General features: G+C 51.0%; 20 protein-coding genes and 1 tRNA gene. 8 read left to right on the forward strand and 13 right to left on the reverse strand.

Annotation, left to right across the window (positions count from 1 at the left end; genetic code table 11):
- The first annotated feature begins 72 nt into the window (after positions 1-72).
- Genes AC3OH0_RS00445 through AC3OH0_RS00460 form a run of 4 tightly spaced genes read left to right on the forward strand, consistent with a single transcriptional unit; the run spans position 73 to position 3,030 of the window.
- Positions 73-651: a 2-oxoacid:acceptor oxidoreductase family protein gene (locus AC3OH0_RS00445; protein WP_498344344.1), complete on the forward strand. Its 579-nt coding sequence runs from the start codon at positions 73-75 to the stop codon at positions 649-651.
- Between the two features lie 4 nt (positions 652-655).
- Entirely contained in the window at positions 656-937 is a 282-nt protein-coding gene (locus AC3OH0_RS00450; protein ID WP_193436503.1) for a 4Fe-4S binding protein, read from the forward strand.
- A 4-nt stretch (positions 938-941) separates the two neighbouring features.
- Positions 942-2,120, forward strand: coding sequence for a transketolase C-terminal domain-containing protein (locus tag AC3OH0_RS00455; protein WP_498344345.1), 1,179 nt, complete (start codon positions 942-944; stop codon positions 2,118-2,120).
- A 4-nt stretch (positions 2,121-2,124) separates the two neighbouring features.
- Complete coding sequence (locus AC3OH0_RS00460) at positions 2,125-3,030, forward strand: 3-methyl-2-oxobutanoate dehydrogenase subunit beta (RefSeq protein ID WP_498344346.1); 906 nt, start codon at positions 2,125-2,127, stop codon at positions 3,028-3,030.
- Between the two features lie 97 nt (positions 3,031-3,127).
- Here the strand turns inward: AC3OH0_RS00460 and AC3OH0_RS00465 are convergent, their stop codons facing one another.
- Entirely contained in the window at positions 3,128-3,304 is a 177-nt protein-coding gene (locus AC3OH0_RS00465; RefSeq protein WP_193436500.1) for a preprotein translocase subunit Sec61beta, read from the reverse strand.
- A 58-nt stretch (positions 3,305-3,362) separates the two neighbouring features.
- Between AC3OH0_RS00465 and AC3OH0_RS00470 the strand changes: the two genes are divergently transcribed.
- Positions 3,363-3,617 carry a MazG nucleotide pyrophosphohydrolase domain-containing protein gene (locus AC3OH0_RS00470; protein WP_193436499.1) on the forward strand — a complete coding sequence of 85 codons (255 nt, stop codon included), beginning with the start codon at positions 3,363-3,365 and terminating at the stop codon, positions 3,615-3,617.
- On the opposite strand, the gene AC3OH0_RS00475 is transcribed toward AC3OH0_RS00470, so the two are convergent.
- From AC3OH0_RS00475 to mtnA, 7 genes are all read right to left on the reverse strand, one after another.
- Positions 3,604-4,341 (reverse strand): phosphoglycerol geranylgeranyltransferase, encoded by a 738-nt coding sequence (locus AC3OH0_RS00475; protein WP_498344347.1) that lies wholly within the window; start codon positions 4,339-4,341, stop codon positions 3,604-3,606. The genes AC3OH0_RS00470 and AC3OH0_RS00475 overlap by 14 nt on opposite strands.
- Complete coding sequence (locus tag AC3OH0_RS00480) at positions 4,325-4,654, reverse strand: hypothetical protein (RefSeq protein WP_498344348.1); 330 nt, start codon at positions 4,652-4,654, stop codon at positions 4,325-4,327. Before AC3OH0_RS00480 ends, AC3OH0_RS00475 begins: the two co-directional genes overlap by 17 nt.
- A 26-nt stretch (positions 4,655-4,680) precedes the next feature.
- Positions 4,681-5,079, reverse strand: a complete 399-nt coding sequence (locus AC3OH0_RS00485) for a metal-binding protein (RefSeq protein ID WP_498344349.1) — start codon at positions 5,077-5,079, stop codon at positions 4,681-4,683.
- 28 nt (positions 5,080-5,107) lie between these two features.
- Positions 5,108-5,213: transfer RNA gene (locus AC3OH0_RS00490), tRNA-Pro, on the reverse strand.
- 85 nt (positions 5,214-5,298) lie between these two features.
- Positions 5,299-5,820, reverse strand: a complete 522-nt coding sequence (locus tag AC3OH0_RS00495; protein WP_193436497.1) for a nitroreductase family protein — start codon at positions 5,818-5,820, stop codon at positions 5,299-5,301.
- A 70-nt stretch (positions 5,821-5,890) separates the two neighbouring features.
- Positions 5,891-6,028 carry a hypothetical protein gene (locus AC3OH0_RS00500; protein ID WP_498344350.1) on the reverse strand — a complete coding sequence of 46 codons (138 nt, stop codon included), beginning with the start codon at positions 6,026-6,028 and terminating at the stop codon, positions 5,891-5,893.
- Positions 6,029-6,248: 220 nt separating this feature from the next.
- Complete coding sequence (gene mtnA, locus AC3OH0_RS00505) at positions 6,249-7,328, reverse strand: S-methyl-5-thioribose-1-phosphate isomerase (RefSeq protein ID WP_498344351.1); 1,080 nt, start codon at positions 7,326-7,328, stop codon at positions 6,249-6,251.
- Positions 7,329-7,396: 68 nt separating this feature from the next.
- On the opposite strand from mtnA, the gene AC3OH0_RS00510 reads away from it, so the two are divergent.
- Both AC3OH0_RS00510 and hisS read left to right on the forward strand, forming a co-directional pair.
- Positions 7,397-7,924: an endonuclease gene (locus AC3OH0_RS00510; RefSeq protein ID WP_498344360.1), complete on the forward strand. Its 528-nt coding sequence runs from the start codon at positions 7,397-7,399 to the stop codon at positions 7,922-7,924.
- A gap of 1 nt (position 7,925) precedes the next feature.
- On the forward strand, positions 7,926-9,209 hold the full coding sequence (gene hisS, locus AC3OH0_RS00515; protein ID WP_498344352.1) for a histidine--tRNA ligase: 1,284 nt from the start codon (positions 7,926-7,928) through the stop codon (positions 9,207-9,209).
- A gap of 130 nt (positions 9,210-9,339) precedes the next feature.
- Here the strand turns inward: hisS and AC3OH0_RS00520 are convergent, their stop codons facing one another.
- The 5 genes from AC3OH0_RS00520 to AC3OH0_RS00540 all read right to left on the reverse strand — a co-directional run bounded on the left by AC3OH0_RS00520 (position 9,340) and on the right by AC3OH0_RS00540 (position 18,059).
- Positions 9,340-10,959: an ATP-binding protein gene (locus tag AC3OH0_RS00520; RefSeq protein ID WP_193436492.1), complete on the reverse strand. Its 1,620-nt coding sequence runs from the start codon at positions 10,957-10,959 to the stop codon at positions 9,340-9,342.
- Positions 10,943-12,184 (reverse strand): DNA double-strand break repair nuclease NurA, encoded by a 1,242-nt coding sequence (locus AC3OH0_RS00525; RefSeq protein ID WP_498344353.1) that lies wholly within the window; start codon positions 12,182-12,184, stop codon positions 10,943-10,945. The genes AC3OH0_RS00520 and AC3OH0_RS00525 overlap by 17 nt, the downstream gene beginning before the upstream one ends.
- A complete protein-coding gene (locus AC3OH0_RS00530; RefSeq protein WP_498344354.1) occupies positions 12,181-15,051 on the reverse strand; it encodes an AAA family ATPase in 2,871 nt (956 codons plus the stop codon). Before AC3OH0_RS00530 ends, AC3OH0_RS00525 begins: the two co-directional genes overlap by 4 nt.
- Before the next feature lie 5 nt (positions 15,052-15,056).
- Positions 15,057-16,400, reverse strand: coding sequence for a metallophosphoesterase family protein (locus tag AC3OH0_RS00535; protein ID WP_498344355.1), 1,344 nt, complete (start codon positions 16,398-16,400; stop codon positions 15,057-15,059).
- A 396-nt stretch (positions 16,401-16,796) separates the two neighbouring features.
- Positions 16,797-18,059, reverse strand: a complete 1,263-nt coding sequence (locus tag AC3OH0_RS00540; RefSeq protein ID WP_498344356.1) for a hypothetical protein — start codon at positions 18,057-18,059, stop codon at positions 16,797-16,799.
- A 438-nt stretch (positions 18,060-18,497) separates the two neighbouring features.
- Here AC3OH0_RS00540 and AC3OH0_RS00545 point away from each other — a divergent pair.
- On the forward strand, positions 18,498-19,856 hold a 1,359-nt coding region (locus AC3OH0_RS00545; RefSeq protein WP_498344357.1), incomplete at its 3' end, for an RtcB family protein.

Genomic DNA, 19,856 nt, shown 5'->3' on the forward strand with positions numbered 1-19,856 from the left:
TTCGAACTAGGCAATGCTACGATATGTTTAAAAAGTATATACTCATATATACATTACGGCTCGGTGTTTACTATGATTCACGAAATAATCTTCTACGGCAGAGGAGGTCAAGGAGCTGTTACCGCAGCCAACATACTGGTTGAAGCGGCAATGTACGAGGGCCTCAACGGTCAAGCATTCCCGTTCTTCGGTGCTGAGAGAAGGGGTGCACCTGTCACAGCTTTCGCAAGAGTGAGCGATAAGCCGATTCTCAAGCACGGAATGTTCAACACCGCGGACATCCTAGTAGTATTCGACCACGGGTTGATATCCTCGGGGGTTGTGAACAGGGTTAGGCTGAGGAGAAACGGTGTTTTAATAGTTAACACGCCTGAGCAGGAGCTCGACCTGTCAAGGATCGCGGCTGAAGGAGGCTTTAAAGCCTACACGGTGGATGCTACAAGAATAGCTCACGACTTGAAGCTGGTCATAGCCGGGTGGCCTGTCGTGAACACCGCGATGCTTGGAGCACTGGTGGGGGCTGTGAAGCTGGCGAGCATTGAAAACGTTAAGAAAGCAATCGTCAACTACTTCGGCGAGAAAGCTGGCGCTGTCAACGCGCAGGCAGCCGAGCGTGCTTACGGAGAGGTTAAGCTTGTGAAGGAGGTGTGAGCTAGTGAGTGTTGAAACAGTTAAACCCGTGCACGGGAAGCTACCTATCACAACACCGGCGAAAGGGGTTGCAGGCAAGACAGGGTTGTGGAGGACTGAGAGACCCGTTGTAGACAACGCTAAGTGCACCAGGTGTTTCACCTGCGAGATCTACTGCCCCGTGAACGTGATAAGGGTTGAGCCTGAAACCGGGGTCTCCATAGACCTGGAGTACTGCAAGGGCTGTGGCGTGTGCGCGGAAGTATGCCCTGTGAAAGCTATTTCAATGGTTCCCGAGGGCGGGTGAGAACATGGGTGTTAGGAAGGCTTTAACAGGCAACCACGCGATCTCCTACGCGGTCAAGCTTGTGAGGCCGGAGGTTATAGCAGCATACCCTATCACCCCGCAGACAAGCATTGTTGAGAAGCTCTCGGAAATGGTTGAGTCAGGCGAGCTTGACTCCGTGATGATAAGGGTTGAATCAGAGCACTCAGCGCTTGCCGCGTGCTACGGGGCAGCGCTGGCAGGGGCGAGGGCTTTCACTGCTACGAGCAGCCAGGGACTGCTCTACATGCACGAGGTTGTCCACTGGGTTTCAAGAGCCAGGATACCGATGGTGATGGCTATTGTGTCGAGAACTATTAACACCCCGTGGAATATCTGGCCCGACCACAGCGACTTCATGGATCAGAGGGATGCGGGCTGGGTAATGGCTTACGCGATGGATAATCAGGAAGCCCTTGACCTAACCATTCAGGCTTTCAAAATAGGCGAGGACCCCGAGGTCTACCTGCCGGTTATGGTGGGTATTGAAGGCTTCATACTAGGGCACACCACGATGCCTGTTGAAATACCTGACGAGGAGCTTGTGAGGGAGTGGCTTGGGCCTCGCAGGCAACCATACGTTGTCGACGGCGGCTCCCCAATAGGTGTTGGAGGCTTGACAATGCCCGAGGAGACCGAGGACATATTCTACGGCATACAGGAATCCATGGAGAGCGCTAAGAGAGTTATCGAGAGGGTTGACAAGGAGTATGGGAGGCTTTTCGGGAGAAGCTACGGCGGGCTAACCCAGTGCTACAGGTGCGAGGACGCTGACTACATAGCGGTGGCAATGGGTGCTTGGAGCGGGGATTTAATGGAGGCTGTGAACGCTCTAAGGGAGCAGGGCTACAGGGCAGGGGTTGTAAGGATAAGGTTCTACAGGCCCTTCCCCCACGAGGAGGTATGGAGGTATGCGGGCAGGGCTAAGGGCGTGATAGTTTTCGACAGGTCGATCAGCTTCGGCGGCTGGGGGCCAATATTCACCGACCTGGTCACAGGCCTCGCAGCATACACTGACAAGCTCCCAGCTCTAAGCAATGTCGTGACAGGGATCGCGGGAGTAAACATCACCACTGAGGATTTCGAGAGGATTGTTAAAAGATTCATTGAAACCGTTGAGAAGGGCGGTAAGCCCGTTTTCTTCGAATGGTTTAAGAAGAGGTGATAGCATGTCCCAGCAGAGACCCAAACCCCCAATATCCTACAACATGAGGGATGCATTCCTACCAGGCGACGCAGCCTGCTCCGGATGCCCCATACCCATGGGTTGGAAAACAGTTCACGCCGCTCTAGGCGGGAAGGTAATCTACGTCATACCGGCATGCTGCTCCTCCGTTGTCGTGGGAACATACCCGGGTCAGTCGCTGAACGCAACCATAGTGCACGTGCCCTTCGCGGCAGCCGCCGCGGTGGCCTCAGGCATTGCTGAGGCCTTGGAGAAGAGGGGGATCACGGATGTCCACGTCGTAGCGTGGGCGGGGGACGGCGGCACAGCGGACATCGGCATGGCTACTTTGAGCGGGGCTGCGGAGAGGAACAACAACATGATCTACGTAATGTATGATAATGAGGCTTACATGAACACGGGGATTCAGAGAAGCTCTTCAACACCGAGGGGTGCGTGGACCACTACAACCCCTGTGTCAGGGAAGGCTGAGCAGAAGAAGGATGTTGCGAGAATCATGATAGCTCACAACATACCCTACGTTGCAACCGCGAGCATAGCCTACCCGCACGACTTCTACAGCAAGCTGCAGAGGGCTAAGAGCATTAAAGGATTCAAGTTCATACACCTCCACGCCCCCTGCCCTGTTGGATGGAGGTTTGAACCCCAGTACACTGTCAAGATGGCGAGGCTGGCTGTTGAAACAGGCTTGTGGATACTGTACGAGTATCAGAACGGTAAGATAACCCTGTCAGGGCCGAGCAGGCCCTACATGGACCCGTCTAAGAGGAAGCCTGTTGAAGAGTACGTTAAGATGCAGGGAAGGTTTAGGAACATAACGCCTGAGGCTCTTGAAGAGATAAAGAGAAGCGTTGAATTGAACTGGGAGTGGGTTAAGAAGTTCATGTGAAGCAGTAGTGTTCTCAAATACTCTTTTTCAACAACCACATCCTTAGCGCGCCTCCAGGATGGTTTGCCAGGATTCTCCTACGCAATCTTAAAATGTTTCAAGTTATCGGCATAAGTTTTGACAAGGCTATTATAGCTATGGTGAAAGCCACCATTATCCCTATGAGAACATGGGGCTTCAGCTTCAACCCTACGTCGCTTTCCTCGTAGAATCTAACCAGTCCCGCTGCTGAAAGCAGTGCAGGCCCCTCCTTCTTCCTAGACTTCTTGCTCAACCCGCTCAGCCTCCCCTCTTATTTAATTCTTACATGCTTAAATAATTATGGTGTTGGCATGAGGATTAGGGATGCGCAGGAGCTTATAAAGGATAAATACTTCGAGAGGGATTCTGCACGGGGGTTGTTCGCTACCTTCACATGGTTCAGCGAGGAGGTTGGGGAGCTTGCCGAAGCCCTTCTCAAAATGGATCACAAGCTTATCGAGGAGGAGGTTGCGGATGTACTGGCATGGCTCCTTAGCATTGCAAACTTGGTGAATGTTGACGTTGAGGATGCTTTCAAGAAGAAATACGTTGCTAAGGGGACTTGACAGCCTTCACAATTTTAACCGCTAGCTCAGGGTCTCTCTCCACAATGGTCCCTGTCACAAGCACGTCCGCACCGGATCTAACCATCTCCCTCGCCTGCTCGGGAGACCTTATGCCTCCTCCGACAATAGTGATGAGGCTCGTGTACTTCTTAACTATGGCTGGGAATGACAGGGGAACGGTCTGCTGAGACCCGCTTCCAGCCTCCAAATATATGTACTTGAACCCCATCATCTCGCCTGCTAGAGCATAGGCTAAAACCACCTCAGGCTTCCCAACAGGTATTGGCTGAACCCTACCCATGTGCGATACCGCGGTGTCAGGGTATACTACTATGTAACCTGTTGGAAGCGGTTCAAGCCCGTACTTCTTGACAAGGGGTGCTGCGACAACCTGGGCCATCATCAGGTAGTATGGCTCGTTAGAGTTCATTAAAACCATGAACAATACTGCATCGGCACGCGGGGTTAAACAGTTGATGTTTCCGGGGAAAACTATGACGGGGAGCCCCGTCTCCTTTAAAACCCCGGCTACCTCGCCAGCCCCCTCAGGGGTGACGCCTATGCTCCCGCCTATTAGGAAGGCGTCGGTGCCTGCTTCAGCCATAAGCCTCGCTGTCTTCTCAAGCCCCTCCCTTGTGAAAGGCTTGTCAGGGTCTACCAGGGTGAAGTGGAGTTTCTCACCTCTCGCTATCTTGCCGGAGATGTATTCATGAACCCTCCTCAACCCCACCAGCCTCCTCCGCGCCGCCCTCCTCTGTCTTAGGCTTCTCGAAAGTAACCTGGACTTTGCCCTCCTCGAACAGGTCTATAAACTTGTTGTAAACGTCAACAGCCTGGTAGAGATCAGGGACTGGGTTGGGATACTCTGCCCTCAGCCCGCATCGCCCACAGATTATCTTAGCAATCTTGAACCCTGCCTCCTCAGCCTTGGAGAACTCTACTGAAAGAGATACTGACCCGCAGTTAGGGCATTGGAACACGCTTGGGATTCTCACTATCCTCTTCTGAATCTTCCTCCTCTTCTTCCTCCTACCCATTTAATACACCGCTCGCTGATCTCTAATCACTCCTGTAAAGTATATAATGCTTTCCTCAGCGTGGGAGACAGGTTTTTCTCAAGTATTTCGAAAACAATCCTTACACAATCCTCAGCGCTGAGCGAAACCTCCCTCTTCTTACCCAGCTTAGCGGCTAGCTCCAGCCCTACCAGGTGTTTACAGGCAGGCGTCTTCTTAGTGGAGGCAGTCCTGATCATGAAGTCCTTGCAACTGCAGAAGCTTCTTGGAACAAGGAGGTAGTCGCCTCTCGGCCCAGTGTAAACCCATATGAAGCCGTTGCTGGAGCCTTGTTTACAGGATAGTTTGACAAACCTTTTCTCGTAAACCTCGGCCAGGATGCTCTTAGCCTCAGGGCTCTCCGGGGTGATCGACTCCAAGTATTTAGCAGTATCCCTTACGTCCAAAGTATCATCCAGCCTGAAGCGTTGAGTATGGGCCCGCGGGGATTTGAACCCCGGGTCACGGGGAGTTCCGCCTTCAGCGGCTTCTCCAACAGGTCCCGAACCCCGCATCCTAGTCCAAGCTAGACGACGGGCCCGTCTACTAATCGTTATTAGTGTAGAAGGGTTTTTAACGCTTTAACCGTGGGAAGAATGTTTTTTAAAAAAACTAGACGCGGGGCTTCACTGCTTCAATGCTTCCCCGAATCTTTCGAGAAACACTATCTCGCTCAGAGGCTTCCTCTCCTTTGCCACAGGCTGCTCGCCCGGCCAGCCTATTGCGAACAAGCCTATTGGGACATAGTTTTCAGGAGCCCCAACGAGCTCCAGCACCTCGTTAACATTCCTTAAAGTCTGAATCCAAACGGCTCCCAGCCCTGTGCAGTGGAGGGCGAGCCAGAAGTACATGGCAGCGAGAGACCCGTCCACCATGTGTGAAACAGGCGACTCATCCTTGCTCGCTAGGACGAGCACCGCTACCTTAGCGTTCAGCAAGGGCTTGGAATACCTGAGGATTTTAGCAAGAGCTTCAATCCTGGAGCGCTCCCGTATCACTATGAACCTCCAGGGCTGCTTGTTGCCCGCGCTCGGCGCGTACCTGGCAGTATCGATCGCTTTCAACACGAGCTCTAAAGGCACTTCTTCATCCTTGAAAACCCTGATGCTACGCCTCTTGAGAAGTGGTTCGAAGCATGCATTGCTCAACCAACACCACCAATTTCTAATACTACTGCTTGAAGATAATTAACCATGTCCTTATAGCCAAACCTCTTTTTTAGAAAACCATTCTAGCTCTAACGGGGACTCTCCTTAGAATTTTCAGGTTTAGATCAATTAGTTCGCGGTGAAGCCTCTCTCCTGCCTCCCTAAAGCTTTGAATAATTCTAATGAACGGGTTGCTGTCGGTTGTCAAACGGAGCTGCACGTTCTGATAAATATTTATGTTTAAACATATAATTCTGTCCGACTCTATGTTCCAGCATAAATAGTTTTGCAAAGCCCTTGATGTAATCCGGGCTTTGTACATATTTTCATCCTTTCATATATATTTTATCATACTTGAATCCCTTTTAACTCTTCCCATACTCTTTAAACAGGATCTGGAAGGGGTTGAAAGTGTTGGAGCAAGCTGTCTAGTGGGGTTGAGAAGAGCCTGCTATTTTCTTAAGGTTCTCGGGGAACGGGGGCTTGACAACTCCTTTCTCGGTTATTATGGCTGTTACGAGATCCGGGTCGGTTATGTCGAAAGCGTAGTTTAAGGCCGGGGCCTCCTCCAGGGTTATCAGCCTCCCCATGACATACTTCACCTCTGCCGGGTTCCTCTCCTCTATGACCACGTCCTCGATCCTGCTGTTCAAGTCTATAGTGCTTGTCGGCGCTGCTACGTAGAAGGGGATGTTGTTTCTCCTGGCAGCTAAGGCTATCATGTATGTTCCAATCTTGTTTACAACATAGCCCTCCCTGGTAATCCTGTCCGCTCCAACTATGACGAGGTCTACCATTCCCTTCCTCATGAGGAAGCCCGCGGTATTGTCCGTGATCAGGGTTACCGGTATCCCCTCCTTCACCAGCTCCCAGACCGTTAGCCTCGCCCCCTGGAGGACGGGCCTGGTCTCTGTTGCGTAAACCCTTATCCTCTTCCCCTTATACCATGCTACTCTCATAACAGCCTCTGCTGTTCCAAGGGCAGAGGTCGCGAGGGCTCCCGCGTTGCAGTGTGTCAGGATTGAAGCATTGTCGGGGACCAGCTGGGAGCCGTGCTCACCGATCAAGTAGTTCGAGTATATGTCCTCCTCCATAATCTTCAGAGCCTCCCTCGTCACGTCCTCCGCAGCCTCCAGCGGGGTTGCCCCAGCACTCATTCCCGCGAGCAGCTTCTCCCTAACCCTTGTGAGAGCGTGGAACAGGTTGTGAGCTGTTGGCCTCGTGGCCCAGAGTACTGAGACTGCTTCAAGCGTTTTAGAATAGAACTCCTCCCTGGGCTTACCTGTCAAGGTCCAGGCGTAGGATGCTACCGCCAGGGCTGCCGCAACACCTATTGCCGGAGCCCCTCTTATCTCCAGGTCTATGATTGCCTTTGCAACCCTCACAGGGTCGCTGCTACACTCCACCTCCTCCGAGTGGGGTAGTTTCAAAGTGTTTATCCAGCATGTTTTCCTCGAGGATTCATCCCACCATACAGCTCTAATCTTAATAGGGTATGGTATGTTCATGAAGCATCATCACGAGTTTAAAATAATTTTACAGCAATATAAACGTGGGAATTCATCCCTTAAGCAGGGTGTTAGGTTTGGAGCAGCAGGTCACTATCTACTTCGACGAGGGCTCGTGCAACGGGGTTGTCAGGGAGGGGAAGGTTGTCGACGAGCTTGACGGTAAATGGTTTGGAAGGAGAGATGGGGATGTGCTTGTTCTCAGCCTGGTGGAGATAGCTTACCTCCTGCTCGGCGGGAAGGCTGTTGTAAGAGTCGGCGGAGAGGAGGCTTCAGACCTGAACGCTCTTGTCAGCCTGCGGCACGAGTGCTTCGCAGAGTTCTTCTGGCCCATGCTCACCGTTTACAAGGATTTAAGGGACAGGGGGAGGAGGGTTAGGCCCCTGGGCGGTAACAGCTTCCTGGTTAAGGATAAGCTGGGCGATGTGAGAGTGGTGTACGTGCTGGAGGAGAAGGCGTTGGAGAGTACTGAGAGCCTTGTCAAATACGTTGAGGCTGCTAGGAGCAACTCGCTCCAAGCCGTCTTCGCAATCGTGAGCCTCCAGGGTGATTTAACATACTACGAGGTTTCAAGGATCAGCCCTGTGGTGGGTTAGAATGGTCTCGGATATTCTCAACCCTCCGCGCGGCATGAGGGATTTAACAGGGCCTGAAGCCTGGCTACACGAGTACTTGGTGAACACTTTCAAGAAGACTGCTGTTTCAACAGGCTTCGAACCCGTTGTAACCCCGACCGTGGAGTATTTCAAGCTGTTCGAGGCTAAGAGCGGTGAGGAAGTTAGGAACTCGATGTATGTTTTCCAGGACAAGGCTGGGAGGCTTCTAGCGCTGAGGCCTGAGGTAACCGCTAGCGTGGTGAGGGCTTACCTGAAAGAGATGAGGAGTGAGCCGAAGCCTTTGAAGCTCTACTACGTTGCCCAGTGCTTCAGGTATGAGGAGCCCCAGCACGCCAGGTACAGGGAGTTCTGGCAGGCTGGTCTCGAAGTGATCGGCGACCCCGATATCAACGCTGACTTGTCAGCCGCGTTCACCGCCAGCGTCTTCCTCGACGAGATCGGTGTCGGGCACGAGTATGTCGTGGGGAGTGTAGCAGTGCACAGAGGGTTGATGAAGGGTTTAGGGATCCCCGAGGACATCCAGGACCACGTCCTCCACTTAATAGATAAGGGCTTGGTTGACAAGGCGCTGGAGGAGGCTTCGAAGCACTCGAGCAGGGGTGACCCAGGCCTTCTCAAAGAACTCTTGAACACCCCTCTTGACAGGCTGGAGGGCTTCATAAACGATGCCAGGGAGCTGCTGGGAGGGGATTACGAGAGGGTTTTGAAAGAGCATGCGAGGCTCCTGGAGTTCACCGATGCGTTGAGAAGCCTCGGCTACAGGGTAGAGTACAGCCCCTCCCTTGTCAGGGGGCTGGCATACTACACAGGCCTCATATTCGAGTACAAGACTAAGGCGCTTGGGGTGAGCATAGGCGGCGGGGGAAGATATGACGGGCTGACCATGGTTTACGGGGGAGTGTTCGAGCACTCCACAGGCCTAGCGCTAGGCCTTGACAGGATAGCCCTGGCGCTGCAGGGCGTGAAAACCCCGGGAACCGGGGGCGGGGTCGCTGTGATCCTGTCGAGCAAGGTGCCGGTGTCAGAGGGCTACAGGGTTGCGGGAGCCCTGGTTAAAGCAGGCTTCAAGACAACTGTTTACAGATCCCCCGGCTTCTCCAAGCCGCTGGGGCATGCCGCTAGGAAAGGCTACGCCAGGGCGGTGATCATCGGGGAGAGGGAGCTTAAGGAAGGGTTGGCTACTGTGAAAAACCTTGAAACAGGGGCTCAGTCAATAATCAAGCTCCAGGAGCTCCTTGAAAACCCGGTTAAACACCTTGCCTAAGAATGCGTGGCCAAGGAGTGAACGCTTCGTAACCTTTAAAGCTAGCCTTCAAGGGTGTTAGTGCAGGAACTCGTGAGATGCTTTAAAGCAGGGATTATTTGAAAAACTTGAGAGTTGAGGGAGGGCTTCCTCAATCCTCAGGCATCATTAGGTATTTTGATGCTTCCTCGTTCAGCTTCTTCCTCGACTCCGCGTATCTTCTCCATTCCTCATGCACTATTATGTCTCCTCCCCCGCTCTTCCTGGCTGACTTGTCTATTTTAACTATCGCTGGGACAGGGGTCATCATGCCTAGGAGTATTGCCTCGCCAACGTTCAGGCTTGGAAGCAGCTCTAGGAGCTCGTCGCTTAGGGTTTCGCTTGCGCTCTGAACATATCTCTGGTCCCCGGGCTCGACAAGCCTTAGAATTATCTTGTTGTTCGTCTGGCTTAAAGCATCCTCGTCAAGCTTCTTAGGCCGCTGGCTCACCAAGCACAAGCCTACGCCGAACTTCCTGCCCTCCCTGGCTATTTTACCGGCAATACTCTTCGTCAAGGTCCCCCTGTCCGAGGGGAGGAGGATGTGGGCTTCCTCAATGACTGCGAGAACCGGTACAGGATAGCCCTTTTCCCGGCCGCTTGAAACGTGCTCCTTCCTCTCCCTAAGGAGCCAGTTGAGGTAGTGGTGGACTACGACGTCCGCAACCTCCTCGGAGACACCGCCAAGCTTGAAAATGTTTGCCTTACCGGGTACTATGGCTTCCTCAAGGTTTATGGGTGCTGTCGGCGTGATAACTTTCCCACTATACTCTTCCAGGAAGTCTTCAAGCTTTTCTAAAACCTCGGAGAGAGATTGGTCCGCCGATTTCTTACGCCTCTTCTCATCACCCTTACCCCTCTTCTCATCGTCGATACGTTGTTCAAGAGCCTCCTTGAGCTTGTCTAGGAACTCTTCAGGCCTCTGATACCTGGTATTCTCTACCTCCCTATAGGCCTGCCTGAGGAATCTTCTCTGTTTGTGAGCCTTCTCATCCAGGTGGAGTAACCTGTAGAACTCGTGCAGGGTTAGGCGGGCAGGGTGGATCTTAGGCTCAACGAAATACGTGCCCTCCTCTCCTGCAACCCATCCATACTCGTTGTGCATGTCGAATAGTACTACTGTCCCGCCTAGTTCATTTACAATCCTGTCAACCAGGACTCCTACAGTGTTGGATTTTCCAGCCCCTGTAATAGCCAGTATTGCAAGGTGTCTTGAAACTATCGCGTTCACATCCACCGATACTGGGACGTCCCTGTGGTTTACAAGAACCCCTATCCTCACCTTCCCTCTCACATCCTTCGAGAAAATATGCCTCAGAGTATCCGCGTCAGCCTTGTACACGGGCGCCCCGGGTCTCGGCGGGTATGAAGGGGTTTCAACAACACCTGAGTTAACCAGTGTGTCAACCCAGCTGAGTATCCTAGCCCTCCCGATGATGTATTCCGCCATTTCACCCCCGTATAGCTGAGCCTTGCTCACATAATCCGGCTTAACCTGTTCCATAGACAGTAGCGGGTTGCCTATGAGTGATTCTTCAACCATTCCCAGGGCAAGCCTCTCGCTCCCGTTGCTACTGTATGATACTAGAACGTATTCTCCAACCCTCGGGGGCTCCGAGGCTGTGAAGGATACCTTGGAGTGCGAGGTTTCACCTATAATGTTTCCAAGTTTGATCCTTCCCCCGCTCACAGATCTCCCACCACTCTCCTCTGGTTTAATCGATCTCGACATACCACTCACCCAATACCTCTCTCCCCGTTAAAGAAGGGAGTATGCCGAGTGAAAAAGCGATCTGGTTTAAATCCTGCCTCGTCACCTTGACAAGCTTATCAACCTGGATAAGCGGATACGGATACCCATTGTAGGATTCGCCCGCAAGCATGTCCATCACACTCTTAACTACTTCGCGAGCAGTGCTTGCTGAAACCGCTGAGCCTTTTCTGAAAGGTATTTCAAGCTTGAGCACGGGCCCGTCCTGGACAAGCCTAACATAGGTGAGTATGATGCCGATGCTTTCAAAGTAATCCCTTACATGCTTCTTCAATACACCCTCTGATGGAAGAGTTTTAATAGTCTCCACCTCCTCCACTATTAACGGCTTGGAAAACCCTGGTGTACGCGTGTAGTTGCTGAAAACCGCCATATCGGTTGGCCCCGATAATCTCCCCTCGAAGGCTTTCCCGACCCTGGTAGTCTTCAGCTTTCTCAAATACTCCTTGCTCCTACTTCTCTTGGACACGTAAACCAATCCCCAGCCCTCTACCATGGACTTATCCAGCAGAAGCCTCAGCGAAAGAAGCTTCTCTACAAAGACTGTGAAAGCGAATGCCGCCTCAAACACGCTGTCATCAATGTCAGTGAACCCTATCCCTCCTTTCTTAACCTCTTTAAGGATTGACCTAGAGATGAAGGGGTCGCCGAAGTACCGGTCTGCCTCCTCCAGCTCCAACGCCTGCTCCCTTATCTTATCTAAAAGAACTACTACTTCGTCAAGCCCTATCAACCTCTCCACCGCCTCTATCCCCCTCCTAATACCTATTCTCGTAAGAGGGTCTGGGTTTATGAGAAGGGATATTATGCTACCGTCTATGAGTACCAGCTTGCTTATGGATGCGAGAGCTATCTTCGCCTCGCATATCTCTCTGAAAGCTCTGACAAGCCCGTCAGCATTCGCCGCTGTCACAACATCCACGTCCCCTATGTACTTATGCCTAACCGATGACTGGTGCCTGGAGAGAGCGTATGCTTTCACACCGTAGATGCTGGTGTCGCGAAGCTCCATGCTTAGCGCGCTCCCGTCAACTGCTGTTATGGATTCAGGCTGGTTTACAGTAGGGGTGTACTCAACCCAGTTCTCCTCCGCCATCGCCCTGTACTCATCACTGCTTAACTGCTGGATTGCCCAGGCTATCTCATCCTTCTTCCTCAACGCAAGCTCTAACAGGTATTCCCTCAAGCCTCCTCCCTCTCCACTCTTGAGTACTCTGTATCCTCCTCTTTTCTCACCGCATACACTACATCCGCCGCATCCCTAACCTCAACATCGTGTGTTACCACTATTAACTGAGGGATTCCTTCACCACCCCTGAACTTTTTCAACAGATTGATTAGCTCGCGCCGCCTCTCCTGGTCTAAATACTCGGTTGGCTCGTCTAAAGCCAGGAAGCCTATTCTCCCTCGTGTAACTATCTGGTGAAGCGCGAGAAGCCCCAGTATGCTTATGGCTACTTTCTCCCCACCGCTCAACTGGGGAACCCCGAGAACCCTCCCCCTTGCCCCGGCTAACTCTACTTGGAGCTCGTAGTTTTCATCAAGCCTTACCGAGTAGAAACGCAGGTTGAACACATCGCTCCAGCTCTCCATCATTTTCGAAATTAAGTCGACATAGTATCTTCTAAGATACCTGGGAACACCGTCCTTGTGGAATATCTTCTCCCTTAAGTAATTGATGATCATGGCTTTCCTTATCGCTTTATTAATTTCTTTAACCAGGTTCCTCAGGTCTTCAAGCTCCTTCTCAACCTTTTCAAGCTCGCTAGTGTAGAGTTTAACATGCTCCGTGCTCACTTCAATAATCCTTTTCAACTCCTCCAGCTTCTTACCAGCTTCCTCAAGCTCCTTGAGGGTTTTCTCCACGCTCTCCAGCCTGGCCTGAACCTCGACCCGTGCCTTCTCAAGCTCCTTGAGCCGTGCACTTATCTCCTCGACCTGTTTCCTGAAATCCCTTATATCCGCCTCCAGCTTCTCCTTCTCAACGCCTAGCTTAGCAAGATCTAGCTCAGCTTGTGTAGCCTTCTTAAGCTCCTCCTGCAGTATCTGGACAATTTCTTCACGACTCCTCACAGCTAACCCGAGCTCCCCGGCAAGCTCTGTTGATAAACGGGTGAACTCGTTGCTCAACCCTTCTATCTCCTTGTTCAAACCCTCAACCTCTCCTTTGAGCTGACTATACGTGTTTACGTCGAAGTTTGCTACAAGGCTTCTCCAGTTGGACAGGTGGCTTCTATACTTGTTCAAGGCTTCCTCAAGCTCTCTAACCCTTGCCGAGAGCTGCTCAGACACTGCCCTAACCTGCTTCTTCCTCTCACCCAGCCTCTCCAGCTCAGCCTTCCTCCCAGCTACTTCCTTCAATGCTTCAACAACCTGTTTCAAACCCTCCAGCTCGACACTAGCCTGGGACTGCCTCGTCCTCAGCAACGTAATCCTGGACTCGAGATCCCTCAGCTCCTTCTCCAGCTCGCTGAGGTGTTTTCTGAAATCAGCAAGTATCTCCTCCTTCCTCCTCCCTTCCAGGGGCCTCTTGCACACGGGGCACTCGGGCTGGGGGCTGGTTTCGAGAAGCTCTATGCTTTTCTCAACCTGCTGCTTCAAGGCTTGCTTACTAGCCTCTTCCCTCACGGTTTTCTCCAGCTCAGCGGTCAGGCTGGCAAGCTCTTCCTCAGTCTTCCTCAGCAGTTCTTCAAGTTTCTCAACGCTTTCCTCAGCTATGAGCGGCTCAATCCTTGAAAGCTGACTCCCCCTTACAACATCCCTGATTCTTTCCCGGAGCTTCCTGATCTCGCTTACAAGCCTGCGCTCCTGCCCCTCTATGCTCCCCAGCTCCTGGTTTAATGCGTTAAGTTTTTCAAGAGCACTGGTTTTCTCGCTCTCCAGGCTCCTGACCGCTTCCTCTAGTTTCACGAGAGACCCGTGCTCAGCCTCGAGCTTTTCAAGCTCGCCCCGGACTTTCTCAAGGGCTTTAAGCTGCTCCTCCCTGGCTTTGAGAACCTCCCTCTTACTCTTCTCCTCCCCGTGGATCTTGATCAGGCTGTTAACCCGCTCCTTGAAGGATGGGGTTTTTACAAGCTTCTCCTTCTCCCGAATCTCTCGTTCAACCCATGCAAGCCTTTCCTCATAATCCGCTATCCTTGAGAGGAGGGATTGCAAGTTCCCCCTCAGGCTTGACGCTGTCGCATTGATCTCGGAGAGTTTATTACTCAGGGATTCCTTCTCAGCCCTCGCCTTCTCCAGCTCTAACGCCTTCTCCTCAAGCCTCTCCTCCCTTATCCTCCTCCTAGCCTCCTGTATTTTACGCTCATACTCGCTCTTCTTCTGCACATACTCCTCCCTTCTCTCCAGGAGCCCACTATGCTTTCTCAAAACCTGCTCGCGAATGTTCTCAACCGTTCTCTCAACATTGGCTCCCGGGCATACTTGGTAGGGGGTGCTGGTCTCGGGGCAGTACTCCCGGAGTTTCTCGCTTATTTTTTCATACAGGTCAAGCCCTAGAAGCTTGTCAAGTATCTCCTTCCTTTCAGAAGGGCTGAGGGATGCGAAAACCTTTGTCAGCTCTCCCTGGTTTACCAGCACTATCCCGTCAAGCTTTGAGGTCTCTATCCCCAGTATCTCAGCTAGCTTCGCGTTTACATCGGTTGCTCTATCCGCTATCACTTTACCCTTTCCCTCCCTCAACTCCCAGAGCATTGCTTTCTCCGATGCGCCTGAAGGGATCAGCCTCTCAACCCTGTATGTTTTACCCTCGTGTTTAAACTCAAGTATTACTTTCGCACTACTGTGTTTTAGGTTTACGAGTTGTTCCTTCCTCCTGATCCTCCATCCATTACCTGTTAAAGCATAGTATATTGCTTCTAGAATGCTTGACTTGCCCGCCCCGTTAGGTCCAACAATAGTGTTTACTCCTTTCTCAAACACCACCTCTGTCTTATTGTGGCTGAGGAATCCTTCAAGAACTACTTTCTGAAGAATTAGCGTGGATGATTCCGCACCAGCCTTGTCCAGGTCTCGTGAACCGGTTTGATCAAGAACCTGTGTAGTTGCACCCATAGGTCTCACCTTTTAAAGTAGTCCGTGATCCTGGATGGTTTGTGAGCACTGGGCTCGCTTACCCTACCGGGCTTTGCCTCCTCTAGTTTAACGTATTCATCCGGTATCCCGATCCTGCTCCAGAAGGTTGCCCTAGCCAATTCCTCTATAATCTGCTCCACCGCTTCCTCATCACCCTGCTTGAAGGCTTCTTTCAAGCCTTCCACATGCTCTGCTAGTTTTTTAGCCTCATCAGGGGAGATCCCTAGCTCCCTGGCCAGGAAGTCCGCGAGCGTGTCGAGCTCTCCTCTTGCTTGCTGTGTTATCCTGCTTGCTTTCTCAAAGGTTTCCTTCACGAGTTCCCTCACGAACTTGTGGAATATGAGTTCCAGCCCGCCTTGGAGCCTCCTCTTCTTCTCATCGACTATGAAGCCTTCTATCCTCTCGAGGCTTACCATATCCCCTGCCTTCACGAATATCTTGACGTACAGTATTCCCTTGTTACCCGGGTTAACCTGCTTCGCAAGCCTTGCCAATGCTTCAGCTATCTTAGGCTTCCACTCCGACTCAGCCACGCCTGTCTCCACGTATTCGAAAGGCGTTGCCTCCACTTTAACCGTGTGCACGACAGGCTCCTCAGGGGTGAGGTCAACTATGTAGAATCCCTTACCATTCCTCCTGGCTTCCTCAACCTCGTCAATGTCGAAAATATCTATGCTCCCCGGGTACGCTATCACCTGGCTCCTGCCATCGATAACTCTCTTCTCGATTATTCTCCGGTGGAGATGGCCCATTGCAACATACCTTGGTGTTACAGGGATGTTGCTTATACCGAGACCTTTCTCCAGTGGGAAGTAGTTTTCAATGTTTTGATGCATTATCAGCACGTCGTACTTGCCCAAGGCCCTATCCATTCCCTGAATGTACTTGTACAGGGCTTGCCTACTCTGTTCACTATTTTTGACGTTGAAGTAGTTGAGCCCTGCGAAAACATACTCCCTCCCATCCTTCAAAGCCTTCTCAGCGAAGAATATCTCCTTCCCCGGCGTGTACACGTTGCTGAAGAGCCTGAGAAGCTCTATTGGTGAGTCATCTCTTTGCGTCCACCTGTCGTGATCGCCTGGAACAATGAAGACTGGTTTACCCTCACTAGTTATCCTGCCAACAATGTCTATAGCCCTTTTCAAAACCCTGTTAGGAAGGTGGTGTTTATCATCAAAGAAGTCTCCAGCGAAAATAAACGCGTCAACATGCTCTTTAAGCGCTTGCTCAACAGCCTGCTCAAAGTGATCGATAAACTGCCTCATGGTCTCAGAGATGTTGTAAAGAGTTTTCCCAAGATGAGTATCAGCAAAGTGTGCAACAAGCATTTCCAATCCCTAATTACTAATAAGTTATAAAGAGGTTCTGATAAAAACAAACCCTCCAGCCAAAAACCCCTATCCATAAACCCTTCCTCTCCCAGTCCTTTCTTCTATAACTGCTTCAAACTCTATGGAACATACAGAGTAGATCCCCGTCTCTAGGTTTTTCCAACCATTTTCAACCCATGTTTATGAGAAATTTTGTTTTTCCTATTTCATCTAAGTCTTTTCTAATTGCTTCAATAGAATAATTGAACTCATAATAGCAAAGATCGCTATTTAATAGTCTTCTCCAGCGAGTCTGTCGTCGATCTCTACATCGTAAAAACCCAACAACCAATACATCCTAACACTAGCCATCACAGGAAGAAGGGCGTGATGAGAAAAGGATTAAGCCTCAGATTAGAGGGTTATTTCGTATTCAAAGATTATGGTGACGTCTCCACTGTTATAACTTATACTCCCAAATTTAAATTTGACATGATCGCCAGGAAGGAACTCATTTCCAAGTTTCAACTCCACTATTGCATATTCTCCTGGACGTGTTGGAAACGGTGACACGGTTATATCTCCACTCCTTCTTATCGTTGATTGATCAACCCATATTGCTCCCACATACTTCAAAGTGTTGTTATCATTCCACACTTCAACTCGGATAAAGTTTAAAGGCATGTAACTATCCGCAATATTGGCTACGATAAGAGTGATATTCCATCCATCTTCTGTTTTTTCAACAAAGTAGTTGTATAATTTAACTAAAGGCTTCGTGGTTTTTGTGAACCGAGCCTCTGGATTGGGGACAAAGGTTTCATACATATTGTCATTTATCATAAATTTCACAACGGTAGTTTCAAACAAGTTGGATGATGAAAGATTGAGAGCGATGCGTGTTGATTCTCCTGGGAGAATAACTATTGGACTCCATGGTCTCGTCTCATCTGAGAGGCTACAACTCTCCCATATCAAGCCATTGGGGTCTGTTTTACGTGATATAGAAATGAACCACATTTCAGGACTGGCAAATTTTGTTATAACGAGAGGAACAACTCCTTTATTCTCCACAGTGAAAGTATATCTGAGATAATTCCACGAGGGATCTTCAACGAGTTTAACATCTTCCACTCTCACTTCAAACATGGGTTCAACCAATCCTGTTGTTTCAAAGTATCCAGATATTAGTGGAAAAGTTTTCTCATATTTTCTTCCATCAGCAAAATGAAACACAACATTAACATGATCTCCCTCTGTAACATTCATTATCAAAGCTTTAATTACCACACCTATCTTTGAACCAGCAGGTATCACAAATACATCCATATTGGTTCCATTGAAAGATACGGAGAAAGGTTGTTTCCCGTTCACAGTTACACTCTCAATTTCAACATCCTTATACTTGTTTTCAATCACCATCGCAAAGATCCAATTATACTCATACCAATCCACATTTTCAACATACGCATAAACAATACCAAAGCCATCCTCGTTCACGGGACTGATGGTCACTGTCCCAGTCTCGGTCTCAGTGTAGGGTGTACTAGTCGTTGTTGATGGGGAACCACCAGCACTTCCACTGGGCGTGAAACCCATGGTTAAGATCAGCACGGGTGTAATAACACTCACTATAACTAAGACCACTATGATTAAGAGTAAATCCTTCCTCTGCACGGACAACCCGCCCAATAATTACTGGAGGTAGAGGAAGTATTTATCTTTCAATCTATTTTTATGGCTTCGAAGAAGATGGGACACGCTAATCAACAAGACAGATCTTTCAGTCTCTTATGATTGCTTCAATTCTCATATTAATAGAATATTGAAGATACGATCCTTTCAGTCTTTTTTGATTGCTTCTGGTCATTGTTTTGATTGAGTGGGGTTATGGGGTTTTCTACGGGTTTTCCGGAAAACCAGGGCTCCCCGTTGACAAGCCGTCCGCGACGCCCTGCTGGAACCGGGGGGTTCTAGTCCATGGCGGGAGCCCTTCTCGCGGTCGATTTTCCGGACGGTTTCTGCGGGGCAAGGGCGGTGGGGGCTTGGGTGTCTTTGTTTATAAGCCGGTGTAGTTAATCCTATGATTAGGATTCACGCGTGGAGGCGTTTCCTATGGTTAGTGTTAGAGTTGAGAAGATAGGGGATTATGAATGGGTTATTCCTAAAGGAGCTAAGCCGTGCATGCTCACCGATGCCTTGGTGTTCGCTGACGAGTACTTGATTAAGAAGATGCATGAGGATTTAACCCTGGAGCAGGCTGCTAACGTGGCATGCCTCCCCGGGATCAGGCTGAAGTCTTACGTGATGCCTGACGGGCACCAGGGATACGGGTTCCCGATAGGCGGGGTGGCAGGGTTCGACGTGGAGGAGGGCGTGATAAGCCCTGGCGGGGTAGGCTACGATATAAACTGCGGGGTCAGGGTGTTGAGGACTGAGATGGATGAGGAGGATGTGAGGCCGAGGCTTAAAGAGATTGTGGAGGCGTTGTTCAGGAACGTGCCCAGCGGGGTTGGCTCAACAGGGCATTTAAGGCTTAGCGTGAGCGACCTTGACGAGGTTTTAAACCACGGTGTTAAATGGGCGGTGGAGCACGGGTTCGGATGGGAAAGGGATATGGAGCATATTGAGGAAAGGGGGAGCATGAGGGATGCCGACGCGAGCAAGGTCAGCAGGGTTGCTAAGCAGAGGGGGCATGAGCAGCTTGGAACACTTGGGGCTGGAAACCACTTCCTCGAGATACAGGTGGTTGACGAGATCTACGACCCCGAGGCTGCTAAAACCCTGGGTATAACCCGGGTGGGTCAGGTAACCCTCATGATCCACACCGGGAGCAGGGGGCTGGGCCACCAGGTTGCGAGCGACTACCTGGTAACCATGGAGAGGGCTATGAGGAAGTACGGGATACAGGTCCCTGACAGGGAGCTTGCCGCAGTACCCTTCAACTCGCCCGAGGGCCAGGACTACTTCAAAGCTATGGCCGCGGCCGCGAACTTCGCCTGGACTAACAGGCAGATCATAACCCACTGGGTTAGGGAGAGCTTCAAGCAGGTTTTCAAGAAGCCCCCGGAGGACCTGGGTCTCGAAATAATATACGACGTAGCCCACAATATAGCTAAGAAGGAGGAGCACGTGGTCAACGGGGAGAAGTACAGGGTTGTAGTCCACAGGAAGGGAGCCACGAGGGCCTTCCCGCCGGGACACCCCGACATACCCGCGGACTACAGGAGCATAGGCCAGCCCGTGCTAATACCGGGAAGCATGGGCACAGCCAGCTATATACTGGTTGGGACAGCCCAGGGGGCGAGGACATGGTTCAGCGCCCCGCACGGAGCGGGCAGGTGGCTGAGCAGGGGTGAGGCGATAAGATCCTACAGCCCTGAGAAAATAACCGAGGAGCTTGCGAGGAAGGGTGTTGTGCTGAGGGCTGCGACTAAAAGAGTGATCAGTGAGGAAGCCCCCGGAGCCTACAAG

This window comes from Thermosphaera sp., from assembly GCF_059755995.1.

Coding starts and splice junctions, on each gene's coding strand:
- AC3OH0_RS00445 (WP_498344344.1), top strand. CDS start 73: ATGATTCACGAAATAATCTTCTACGGCAGAGGAGGTCAAGGAGCTGTT.
- AC3OH0_RS00455 (WP_498344345.1), top strand. CDS start 942: ATGGGTGTTAGGAAGGCTTTAACAGGCAACCACGCGATCTCCTACGCG.
- AC3OH0_RS00460 (WP_498344346.1), top strand. CDS start 2,125: ATGTCCCAGCAGAGACCCAAACCCCCAATATCCTACAACATGAGGGAT.
- AC3OH0_RS00470 (WP_193436499.1), top strand. CDS start 3,363: ATGAGGATTAGGGATGCGCAGGAGCTTATAAAGGATAAATACTTCGAG.
- AC3OH0_RS00480 (WP_498344348.1), bottom strand. CDS start 4,654: ATGGGTAGGAGGAAGAAGAGGAGGAAGATTCAGAAGAGGATAGTGAGA.
- mtnA (WP_498344351.1), bottom strand. CDS start 7,328: ATGAACATACCATACCCTATTAAGATTAGAGCTGTATGGTGGGATGAA.
- hisS (WP_498344352.1), top strand. CDS start 7,926: ATGGTCTCGGATATTCTCAACCCTCCGCGCGGCATGAGGGATTTAACA.
- AC3OH0_RS00520 (WP_193436492.1), bottom strand. CDS start 10,959: ATGTCGAGATCGATTAAACCAGAGGAGAGTGGTGGGAGATCTGTGAGC.
- AC3OH0_RS00530 (WP_498344354.1), bottom strand. CDS start 15,051: ATGGGTGCAACTACACAGGTTCTTGATCAAACCGGTTCACGAGACCTG.
- AC3OH0_RS00535 (WP_498344355.1), bottom strand. CDS start 16,400: ATGCTTGTTGCACACTTTGCTGATACTCATCTTGGGAAAACTCTTTAC.